Raw genomic sequence first — 11170 nt, 5'->3', positions numbered from 1 at the left:
ATTGATTTGGAGGACAAAAAAGAGTATGAAAACAAAGGCATTTTGTGTGAGAATTTTTTAGGATTCGCCCCAAAAGAGCGCGAATCTGAATTTAAAAGCAACACAAAATCACGCCAAAAATATATCGTGCTAGGCAATCCACCTTTTGGACTTCGCGGGAATCTCGCACTTCGTTTTATCAATCACGCGGGGGATTTTGGGGATTCTAAGGATTTGCAAAATGGCGCGGATTTTGTGGCGTTTATCTTGCCTCCGCTTTTTGATAGCGATGGCAAGGGTAGCCCAAAAAAGCGCGTGAGAGACTATGAGCTAGTCCATAGCGAAAAACTCCCGCTAAATAGCTTTGTCTATCCAAATGGCAAAGAAGTCGAAGTGGCGACACTTTTTCAAATTTGGGCGCATAAAAAATTACTTAGCAATAAAACGCTAAACATTGAATCTAGCGCGCATAAAACCTGCAAAGACTTTATCAAAATCTACTCTCTTAGCGATGGTGGGACGAGTTCAAGCACACGCAACAAAGCAATGCTCTATAAATGCGATTTATATCTGCCTAGCACTTGTTTTCACTCTGCTGGCAAACCACAGATGAAAATCTACTATGACTTTGAATCCTTGCCACATAGGCGCGGTTATGGCATTGTGATTTTGCGCGAAAATCCGCTTGAAAGGGCGCGTATAAAATCCGCGCTCGAATCAATCGATTGGGTTAAAACGAGCTTTTTAGGCACAAATTCTAGCCTAAATCTCCGCACTTCGCTTATCGAAAAGGCGCTCATTGAAAAGGGATTTTATGATACGCACAAAATCTCTATCTATAAACAATAAATTTATCTTATTGCTGATGATATTTGGCGATGGGCTTATCGATAGTTTTTACTAACATTTTGCAAACCGCCATAAATGCTATTGCATAATACATTTGCTTACTTTACTTTGATTTACTTTGATTTGATTTTAAGGCGTTGATTTGATTTAATGGGACTTAAAATACCTGACATTAGGCATTATAGTCTATGTGGGATTTTATTATTGTGCTATGATATGGGAATTTTATTGTTTTTATTTGGATATAGTCGAGTTTCATTTATGGCTCGCAAATATTGCATTTATGATTTTATTTTTGGGATATGTTAGGATTTTGCTATGACTTTATTTTATTTTTTGATTAGTTTTTTAGGTGGCAAGGGCGGAATCGCTCAAGAAATCTATACTAGAGATTGCCAAAATGACAAAAATTTGGGCGAAATGATATTTAATGAACGGCATAATTTAAATTTGTGGGATTATATATGGAAAAACTTCGTGTTGATACTTTGTGGATTTGTTTCACTTAGTGCGTTTGTTGGTATAGAGCAGGGCAAATTTGGACTTGGCATATTTTGTGGGATATTTTTTGCATTGCCTTGCGTATTAAGTTTGTATGATTTGGTTTATCTACGCAAAAATCGCTTTTTTGTAACGGATAAGGGCATAGGATTTGAGCGGAGGCATTTTTTTAAAATGCAAAGATTATTTTTCTACTTTGGCGAAGTAGGATTTTGTGAGCTTTTTGGATTTTCGTCTAGACGGGCTTCAACTGCGCCTAACATTTATACGCTATTTCCGCTAAAATCGCGTGTAGCAAAACGATTGCTTGGTGGATTTGCAATCAAAGGCGACTTTATGATAAAAGTGCCTGTTTTAAACGCGCTAGGCGCATATATCTCGCCAAAGATTTATAATGAAGTAAGCGAAAAGATTTACCTAAAAGAATACATTTTAGAGCAAACCAAAAAGGCGGTAGATTCGGGCGATTTGCAAGGCGTAGAAGTTAAATGCTTTGAACTAAACGGCGGACTGCCTTATGTCATCTTTGGCGAAGTAAGCGAATTAAAGAATAAATAGCGCAAATCTAATGTGAATCTGTGCGTTTAGATTCGCGTAAATCTAGTGGCGATTTGCCATAGATTGAATCTAAAAGGTAAAAATTGATTCAAACCCCGCGAATCTAAAAAGCGAGAATTTTTTGCTAAAATCGCGCTTTTTAGATTTTTAGATTCATTAGATAAACGGAGTGTGAAAATAAACAAAACCACGCATTTAAAGGCTTTGGAAATGATAAAAAATCTTGCCAATCCTGCTATATAGCATTAGCAACGATATTTTATCGCTTGAAATATCCTAAATAGCGCAAAAAATAATGACACAAAGCCTAAAATCTAACCAAAACAAACACATAAAATCTAATGCAAAAAATGCCTAATCCCTGTAAAATATAGCGCGATTTTATGCTCATTTGCCGCGTCTATGACTTCACTATCTCGCATACTTCCCCCCGGACATATTACCGCGCTTACCCCCACACTAGCAGCTAAATCAATACTATCTCTAAAAGGGAAAAACGCCTCACTAGCTAAAGCACACCCCCTCACATCTAGCCCCATATCGCTAGCTTTTGCAAGCGCGGCACGCGAAGCATCTACACGACTTGTCATACCCATACCTATGGCTACCAATGCAGAATCTTTCACATAAGCTACACAATTTGATTTGGTAAGGGCTGCGATTTTGTATGCGATTTCTAAATCGATTAGTTCGCACTCACTAGCGCGTTTTAGGCTTTTTAGCTCCGCGTTTGCCACCTCATCTATGCCTACACTATCGCTTTGCTGATATAGCAATCCCCCATCGATTCTCTTAAAATCATAACTCACACAGGGCAGGGCTAATCGCTCCTGCTTAGTGATAAAGATTTTTTGTCGTTTTTTGCTAGATAAAATCTCTAGCGCACCTTGCGTAATATCACACGCCACAAGCACTTCTATATAAGTCTTAGACATTTCATTTGCTAGATTTTCATCAATGATTCCATTTATAGCCACCACCCCACCATACGCGCTCACACTATCGCATTTTAGCGCGGATTTATAGGCTTCAAGCAGGCTATCTTTTAGGGCAAATCCGCAGGGATTCCCGTGCTTTATGATAGAAACTGCGCATAGATTTTTGCCATTTTTATTTTTATCGCTAAACGCGCTTGCTAGCTTTATAGCAGCATTCATATCCGTTAGGTTATTAAAGCTAGCCTCGCCTTTGATTGCGCAAAACTGCTTGGAGTAAAAATCGCTAATCTCTGTGATTTCATATAGCGCACCTTTTTGGTGTGGATTTTCTCCATAGCGCGTTTGACACACTTTGCGCCCACTGATAAATGCAAACTCGCCAAACCCATCATTAAATCGCTCATTCATATAGTTTGCTATCATTGTGTCATAGTGCGCAGTATGACTAAATGCCTTTATCATCATTTGTTTGCGAAAATCTAGCGTGTTTTGATTTGTCTTTAGATTTTGTAACGCCATCTCATAATCACTAGGACTAACAAGCACTAGCACGCTTTGAAAAGATTTTGCCGCCGCCCTTATAAGCGTTGGTCCCCCTATGTCGATATTTTCGATGATTTCGCTAAAATCATCAGTTCGCTTAGTAGTCGCAAAAAACGGATATAGATTCACACACACTAGGCTAATGTCCTCTATGCCGTTTTGCTGTGCGGTTTTGCAATCGTTTTGATTATCCCTACGATAGAGTATGCCTCCGTGAATCTTTGGGTGAAGCGTTTTCACACGCCCAGAAAAAAGCTCGGGGCTTTGCGTGTAGTGGCTAACCTCTATGGCGTTTATGCCATTTGATTTTAGTGTGGCTAGCGTGCCTCCTGTGGATAATATCTCATAGCCTAGCTCTACTAGCCCACGCGCAAAATCTAGTATGCCATCTTTATCACTCACACTTAGCAGGGCTTTTTTTGCGGTGTTTTTGATTTTGTGGTTTGTCGCGGCTTCATTACTTGCTTGTTTGGTAAAATCTTTGCTCATTTTGTGCCTTTTTTGTATTGTGTTTGCAAAATCTATTTGCGCTTAAAACAAAGCCCAAATTATACTCCCAACTTGCTTAAATCTACATTGATATTCTTAAACTAACTAGCAATGATTGATTCACGCAAAATCTAAAAACCAAAATCCCTACTCATATCTTAGTGCCTTTATGGGGTCTTGCATAGAAGCCTTTTTGGCAGGCAAGTAGCCAAAAATAATCCCAACCCCAGCCGACACACCAAAAGCCCCCACTGCCACCATAGAATCAAACACAAATGGAATATGCAAATAAAAACTCATAAACAACGCCACAAAAAATCCAAGCACAATCCCTATAAGCCCCCCTAGCATAGAAATCACCACCGATTCGATAAGAAACTGCATAAGCACTTCGCTCTCTAACGCACCGATAGCTAGCCTAGTGCCGATTTCACGCGTGCGCTCGGTAACTGAAACTAGCATAATATTCATAATCCCTATGCCACCAACTAGCAAACTAACCCCCGCAATACAGCTAAGAAAAAGCGTCATTGTCTTTGTGGTCTCTTCTTGTGCGCGAGCCATTTCTTTGGTATCCCAAATTTCAAATCGCTCTCTTTGCCCCTCTTTGGGTGGGCGGATTTGTAGCATTATCTCACGCAATCGTTGCGTAGCTTGCGCGCTATCTATGCTATCTTTTAGCGAGATGGTGATACTTTTTAGGAAAAAAAGGCTATTAGAGCCAAATACAAAACTAGAGTAAGCCTTTAGTGGCATTATGATGACATTATCTTGATCATTTCCCATTCCGCCCTGCCCTTTTGATTCTAGCACGCCTATGATTTCACACACGCTATCTTTTATGCGCACTCGCTTGCCTAGCGTGCTTGTGGGATTTGAGATATTTTCTATGTCAAATAGTTCTTTTATCGCGCTTGTGCCGATTAGGCAAGCCCTAGCACCTTGCGTGTATTCTCGCTCTTCTATGTTTCGTCCATTTGATAGATTCCATTGCGTAGCTTTAAAATACTCGCTATCTATGCCTATGATTTGGATTTGGGCATTTCTCCCACCATAGCGCACAAGAGTTTCTCTCCAATCGCTAGGAGCCACAGCCCTAGCCTCGACAAATCTCTGCTTCAAAGTCGCCACTTCCTCTAAACTAAAATTTTTATTTAGCGCACCTCCCCCGCTCATAAACCCTCTAGCAGGGCGCACCATTATGATATTGCTTCCTAGCGATTGGATTTGCTTTTGGATATTTTCTTTGACGCCATTGCCGATAGCTATCATCACAATCACGCTCCCAACACCGATGATAACACCTAGCATTGTGAGAAAAGCCCGAAGCAAATTCCTGCGAATCTGTTTAAACGCTAGCACAAATGCGTTAAAAATCATTTGTCTGCCTTTTTAGATTTTGGGCTAGATTTGAGGATAGAATCTGCGCTAGATTCTATGGCAAAATCCTCATTAGATTTTGGGCTAGATTTTGTGGTAGAGTGCGTTTTTTTTTGCATTTTAGATTCTGTTTTAGGTTTTGTTTTAGAGGGCGTTGATTCTGCAGATTTTATGGATTCTGCTGTGTTTGTAGCTTTGGTGGATTTTGTAGAAGTGGATTTTGAAAAATCAGTTTGTGTGGATTTTGTGGATTGCTCGCGATTTTTCGCGCTATCGCTTTGTATCTTGCCGTCCAAAAAAAATATCTCACGCGTAGCATAAGCTGCCATTTCGCTTTCGTGCGTAACCATAAGTATCGTTATCCCAAAATCCCTATTTAGCTCGCATAAAAGCTCCATTATCTCCACGCTTTTTTTAGAATCCAAATTGCCCGTAGGCTCATCTGCGATAAGGAATGAAGGCGAGCTAGCAATCGCTCTAGCTATGGCTACGCGCTGTTGTTGCCCGCCACTTAGCTCATTGCTAGAATGCGTAGCAAAGGATTCTAGCCCGACTTTTGCTAGGGCGTCCATAGCGATTTTTTCTCTCTCACTTTTTTCTACGCCTCGATATAGCAAAGGAAGCTCGACATTTTCTAGCGCGGAAGTGCGTGATAATAAATTAAACCCTTGAAAAATAAATCCTATATAAAATCTACGCAGATAAGCCCTCTGCGTGCGGTTTAGCGCACTTACCTCCACGCCGTTAAAAAAATATTTGCCACTGCTAGGAGAATCTAGGCAACCTAAAATATTTGCCATAGTGGATTTTCCAGAGCCAGATGGTCCCATCATCGCTACAAATTCCCCCTTAGCAATGTCTAAATCCACGCCACGCAACGCCTGATAGCCCGCATCATAAGTTTTGTGAATATCTTGCAAAGAGATAAAACTCATTGTTTGCCTTTTTAGATTTTGTGGATTTTAGATTTTATTAGATTTTAGAGGTGTTTGGGCTATTTTTTAGATTTTGCTTGATGGGAGATGATGACTTTTGTATCTTTTGGCAATATCGGGCTTATGATATGGGCATTTGTGCCGTCATTTATGCCTACTTCGACTTCTAAGGGTTCAGGTTTGCCATTTTTTAAAACATAAATCATCTTGCCTATCGTTTTAGATTTTGTGATATTGCTTCGCGGTGGGCGAGGCATATTTCCACCAAAAGAAAACGCCTTTTTTGCCTGCTCCCTCTCACGCGGTGGCTCATAATACAGCGCGCTTACAGGGATACTTTGCGCATCTTTTTGGGTTTGGACGCGGATATTTGCGCTAGCACTCATTCCGGGACGGAGCAAAAGCGACTTATTATCCACCAAGATTTTAGTTTCATAGCTTACGATATTATTGGTGCTATCCTCGCTCGAAGCATAGCTTACCCTATCTACAAGCGCGCTAAATTCTACCTCTGGATACGCATCGACAAAAAAGCTAACTTCCTGCCCCTTTTTTACTTTGCCTATGTCTGATTCTGCGACATTTACTACTAGGCTCATTGTCTCTAGACTTTTTGCTAGCTTAAAAAGTGTCGGGGTTTGAAAATTTGCCGCCACTGTCTGCCCCGCATCGATACTGCGCTCTAGCACGATACCATTTATCGGGCTAACAATAATCGCATTTCGCAAATCAATTTGAGAGCTTTTGACATCAGATTCTATGTTTGCGATATTTGAAGCATTTACTCGCAAAGTGTTTTTGGCACTCTCATATTCTATTTGCGCGGTTTTTAACTCTAGCTCTGAAGGGGATTTGCCTCCTGTGCGCTCATATAGCTCTTTTAATCGATTATAATTCCACTGCGTTTTTTCTAGCGTAGTTTTTGATAATTCATATTGAGAACGCGCAGAATCTAGATTTGCCTTATATTTTGCTAAGGTTTGATTTAGCTTTTCAGGGTCGATTTTGGCTAGCACTTGCCCTTGTGTAACTTCATCATTTATATCTACAAATACCGCTTCTATGCGCCCAGAGATTTGAGAGCCTACCTCAACCGTATCGGTAGGGGATAGCGTGCCTGTGGCAGATACGACTTGGGTTATGGTTATGTTTGTGGGATTTGCCGTAGTGTAGATGTGAGATTGTGATTGTGGGATAAACACTACCAACAAAAGCACGACAAAAAGCCCGCCCGCAAGCAATGCAAGCGAAAATAAAAACTTGCGATTTTTTTTGGGTGGATTTAGCCGTGCATAAATCTCTTGCGCACTCAATGTTATGCTCCTTTGGATTTCATAGACTTTGAAAAATTATTATAAATTCTAGCAAATGTGGTTTTGCAAATTTTTGCAAATGTTGTGGGATTTTAGGATTTGTATGTGAAATCAAAATAAAATAACACAAAACTATCGATAAAATACCTAAAATCTCGTTATGTGGTTTGGTTTATATGCAAGATTTTGCAAATATTTAGATTTAGATAAATCCTAGCAAAAACCTAGCCAAAATCTATATCAAATACAATATCACACACAAGATTTTAGATTTATGCGCAAAGATTTTATGCTAAAATGCCAAGATTCTTATCAAACATCTACAAGGACTTATAATGCTTCGTTTTGCGCCCTCCCCCACAGGTGATATGCACATAGGCAATCTTAGGGCTGCGATTTTTAATTATATTTTGGCTAAACAAAAAAATGAGCGGTTTTTATTGCGTATTGAGGATACGGATTTTGCTCGAAATATCGAGGGCAAAGACAAGGAAATCTGCTCTTTGCTGACTCTTTTTGGATTGCAATGGGATAGCCTAGTCTATCAAAGTGAAAACTTTAATCATCATAGGCAATTTGCAGAAATGCTACTAAAGCAAGGAAAAGCTTTTTATTGCTACTGCTCAAAAGAATTTTTAGAATCAAAAAAACAAGAGGCGATAGATTCTAAGAGGGCTTTTCGCTATGATGATGCTTGGGCACAGCTACAAAAACAAGAGGCGATAAAAAATGGAAAAAACCCTGTGGTGCGACTAAAAGGCGCAGATAAAGCGATATGCTACACAGATAATATCAAAGGAAGGCTAGAATTTTTGCCAAATGAGCTAGATAGCTTTGTGATTTTGCGTGAAGATTTTGTGCCTACTTATAATTTTGCCTGCGCGTGCGATGATATGCTGTATGATATTAGCTATGTGGTGCGGGGCGAAGACCACACAAGCAACACCCCAAAACAAATTCTTATCCACAAAGCATTAGGCTATGAAAGGGAGATTGAGTTTGCGCATCTGCCCATTATCCTAAATGATAGTGGCAAAAAAATGAGCAAAAGAGATTGCGCTTCAAGTGTGGCGTGGCTACTAGATGAGGGGTTTTTGCCAAGTGCGATTTGCAACTATCTAATCGCTATGGGCAACCACACGCCAAAAGAGATTTTCACACTAGATGAAGCGATAGAGTGGTTTGACATAAAAAAAATCGCAAAATCCCCCGTGCGCTTTGACATCGCAAAACTTCGCTTTATCAATCACGCGCATTTATCGCTTTTAGATGAGGAAAAAATCGCCCTTTTGCTAGAATCTAGCAAGCAGTATGCTAGCCAAATCGGCTCTCTTGGCAAAATCTACCTAGAAGAAGCAAGCACTCTAAATGAACTGCGCGAAAAAATAAACGCTATTTTAGAGCCAAAAGATATTTTTGCAAGCTATGAAGAGCAGGATTTTAGTGCGCAATGTGAGAGGCTATTTTACGCATTACAAAAGCTAGCTAAAAATCCACCAAAACAATACGATGAGTTTAAAAAACTTGCTATGGAAGAGAGCAATCTTAAAGGCAAGGAATTTTTTAAGCCACTTAGGATTTTGCTTACAGGGGCTAGCCACGGACCAGATATAAGTGCTATGTATCCGCATTTGCGCGAGATTTTGCCCTATATATTGCGAGTAAAATCAACATAAAGTAAAAATAAAGTCGTCCAAAATCAATCACAACAAAAAAACCACAAAATCTAAAAAAGGAGAGTGAGATGTCCGTCTTATTAGGTGCGATTGGCACAGGGTTGCATTTACTCATTAGCGCGTATATGTGGGTGATTATCATCGCGGTGCTTCTCTCGTGGGTGCGACCAGACCCATATAACCCTATCGTGCAGGTGCTAAACCGACTAAGTGCGCCACTGCTTTTGTGGGCTAGAGAAAAAATGCCATTTTTGGTAATAAATGGCATTGATATTTCGCCAATCGTAGTCATCATCGCTTTGCAAGTGCTTGACAAAGTCATTATACACACGCTTGGCGTGCTATAAACCACTTTTGAGAATCGATATGGCACGATATGTTTGTAGTTTTTTTCTGTGGCTTTTTATGTGCGTTTGCGTGGCGTATTGCCCGCCACTGCTAAGCCTAAAAGAGCTACAAACAAAGCCAAAAGGTGTGGCACGCGATTTTTACATTTGGGAATTTATCACGCACAAAGATACGAGCCTAAAAGATTCTCTAGAAGCCTACAAACTCGTCTATAACGAAATCCCAAAGCTAAAATCCGCATTAGAAAAAAAGGGATTTCACGCCCAAATGCCAAAAAATATCGCCTGCGCAAAACTAGCCTACGAATCCCTAAAAAACAAAGACGCGCAATGTATCGCTTATGCCCTGCGACTAGGCTTAGTCCCATCTATGAGTCAAGCACAAGTAGATTTTTTTATAGCTAAACTAAAAGCTACCCACCCACACATAATCCAAAAAATCCAAATCCTGCGAAGCAAAAATATCAAAGAATCAATGCTAAATTCTAGCGCGCAAATCTTTGCTGAAATCTACAACTCCCTTAGCTACAATCAAAGAGCAGAGATTTTTGGCACGCCTATCAAGCCAGAATCCCTAAAAAACCTTGCAAATGCTAATCGCTACTCGTTTAATAGAATCTTGCAAAATGTGATTTTAGATGGAGGATTTTTAGAATTTAAAAAAAGCATTTCAAAAGCGGATTTAAGCGGAATCAACGATGCAAATACACTATTTTTAATCGGGCTAAATGAAGTCCGCATAGGCACAAAAGATAAGGCATTAAAATATTTCGCACTCTCTAGAAAAAATGCTGCTGACCCGTTTTTGCGCGATAGGGCGATATTTTGGCAATATTTGCTAAGCGATAATATGGCGTTTTTAAACGATTTGCAAGCAAGCAAATACGCCGATATTTTTTCTATCTATGCAAACCAAAAGCTAAAAACCACGCCAAATTATAAAATCATCTCTACTTTTGAAAATCTATCAAACCAAAATCCAAAGCTAGATATAAAAGACCCTTTTGCGTGGCAGATTTTGCGTGATAATATGCCAAAGGAAAGCACGAGGCTAAAGGCGTTAGCAAAAGATTTTAGCTATGAGGATACGATTCCTCATCTAGCCTTTGTCAATAATAGGCTAAATAAATATTCCATAAACTACTTTATAATGCCCTACACCGAGAAACTATCGTGGCGTGATAACTCCCAAAAAGCGATGGCACTAGCCGTAGCAAAGCAAGAAAGCACATTTTTGCCAGCCCTTGTATCACGCTCTTATGCGCTAGGAATGATGCAAATAATGCCATTTAATGTAGAACCTTTTGCTAGAAAGCTAAAAAGGCAGGACATTACGCTAGAATCGATGTTTGACCCCATCATCGCTTATGAATTTGGACGAATGTATTTAGATGAGCTAAATAGGGAGTTTTCCCACCCGCTTTTTAGTGCCTATGCGTATAATGGCGGACCGGGATTTTTGCGAAAAACTCTTGCAAAAAAACGACTTTTTCTAAAATCTCGCAAATATGAGCCGTGGATTTCGCTTGAATTGTTGCCTGTGGAGGAAACTAGATTTTATGGTATGCGTGTGCTTGCAAACTATGTGATTTATCAGCAGCTTTTAGGAAATGAAATCGATATAGAATCCTTGCTAAAAAAGACACTTAGATATTAGATTTT

At 39.8% G+C, this 11170-nt stretch carries 8 protein-coding genes and 2 pseudogenes; 5 read left to right on the top strand and 5 right to left on the bottom strand.

Annotated elements, in window-relative coordinates:
* Both ACWIX0_RS11420 and ACWIX0_RS11415 read left to right on the top strand, forming a co-directional pair.
* Window positions 1-828, top strand: a pseudogene (locus ACWIX0_RS11420) (hypothetical protein); the annotation flags it as partial.
* A 318-nt stretch (window positions 829-1146) separates the two neighbouring features.
* Window positions 1147-1887 (top strand): hypothetical protein, encoded by a 741-nt coding sequence (locus ACWIX0_RS11415; protein WP_454174120.1) that lies wholly within the window; start codon window positions 1147-1149, stop codon window positions 1885-1887.
* Window positions 1888-1913: 26 nt separating this feature from the next.
* Here the strand turns inward: ACWIX0_RS11415 and ACWIX0_RS11410 are convergent, their stop codons facing one another.
* The 5 genes and pseudogenes from ACWIX0_RS11410 to ACWIX0_RS11390 form a co-directional block, all read right to left on the bottom strand.
* Window positions 1914-2072, bottom strand: a complete 159-nt coding sequence (locus ACWIX0_RS11410; protein WP_454174119.1) for a hypothetical protein — start codon at window positions 2070-2072, stop codon at window positions 1914-1916.
* Between the two features lie 153 nt (window positions 2073-2225).
* Window positions 2226-3857, bottom strand: coding sequence for a bifunctional phosphoribosylaminoimidazolecarboxamide formyltransferase/IMP cyclohydrolase (purH, locus tag ACWIX0_RS11405; protein ID WP_454174118.1), 1632 nt, complete (start codon window positions 3855-3857; stop codon window positions 2226-2228).
* Between the two features lie 147 nt (window positions 3858-4004).
* On the bottom strand, window positions 4005-5237 hold the full coding sequence (locus tag ACWIX0_RS11400) for an ABC transporter permease (protein WP_454174117.1): 1233 nt from the start codon (window positions 5235-5237) through the stop codon (window positions 4005-4007).
* 263 nt (window positions 5238-5500) lie between these two features.
* Window positions 5501-6172 (bottom strand): annotated as a pseudogene (locus tag ACWIX0_RS11395) (ABC transporter ATP-binding protein); the annotation flags it as partial.
* Window positions 6173-6231: 59 nt separating this feature from the next.
* On the bottom strand, window positions 6232-7485 hold the full coding sequence (locus ACWIX0_RS11390) for an efflux RND transporter periplasmic adaptor subunit (RefSeq protein ID WP_454174116.1): 1254 nt from the start codon (window positions 7483-7485) through the stop codon (window positions 6232-6234).
* Window positions 7486-7820: 335 nt separating this feature from the next.
* Here ACWIX0_RS11390 and gltX point away from each other — a divergent pair, with 335 nt between their 5' ends.
* The 3 genes from gltX to ACWIX0_RS11375 all read left to right on the top strand — a co-directional run bounded on the left by gltX (window position 7821) and on the right by ACWIX0_RS11375 (window position 11165).
* Window positions 7821-9161: a glutamate--tRNA ligase gene (gene gltX / locus ACWIX0_RS11385; RefSeq protein WP_454174115.1), complete on the top strand. Its 1341-nt coding sequence runs from the start codon at window positions 7821-7823 to the stop codon at window positions 9159-9161.
* A gap of 68 nt (window positions 9162-9229) precedes the next feature.
* Window positions 9230-9508: a YggT family protein gene (locus ACWIX0_RS11380; RefSeq protein WP_454174114.1), complete on the top strand. Its 279-nt coding sequence runs from the start codon at window positions 9230-9232 to the stop codon at window positions 9506-9508.
* A 19-nt stretch (window positions 9509-9527) separates the two neighbouring features.
* The gene (locus tag ACWIX0_RS11375; protein WP_454174113.1) at window positions 9528-11165 is read left to right on the top strand and encodes a lytic transglycosylase domain-containing protein; all 1638 of its coding nucleotides are present in this window, start codon (window positions 9528-9530) and stop codon (window positions 11163-11165) included.
* Window positions 11166-11170 lie beyond the last annotated feature (5 nt).

Source organism: Helicobacter sp. T3_23-1059 (genome assembly GCF_053654515.1).
Note: the sequence above shows the minus strand (reverse complement) of the source record. Positions and strands in the feature narration are given on the sequence as shown.

Coding starts and splice junctions, on each gene's coding strand:
- ACWIX0_RS11415 (WP_454174120.1), top strand. CDS start 1,147: ATGACTTTATTTTATTTTTTGATTAGTTTTTTAGGTGGCAAGGGCGGA.
- ACWIX0_RS11375 (WP_454174113.1), top strand. CDS start 9,528: ATGGCACGATATGTTTGTAGTTTTTTTCTGTGGCTTTTTATGTGCGTT.
- ACWIX0_RS11380 (WP_454174114.1), top strand. CDS start 9,230: ATGTCCGTCTTATTAGGTGCGATTGGCACAGGGTTGCATTTACTCATT.
- purH (WP_454174118.1), bottom strand. CDS start 3,857: ATGAGCAAAGATTTTACCAAACAAGCAAGTAATGAAGCCGCGACAAAC.
- gltX (WP_454174115.1), top strand. CDS start 7,821: ATGCTTCGTTTTGCGCCCTCCCCCACAGGTGATATGCACATAGGCAAT.
- ACWIX0_RS11400 (WP_454174117.1), bottom strand. CDS start 5,237: ATGATTTTTAACGCATTTGTGCTAGCGTTTAAACAGATTCGCAGGAAT.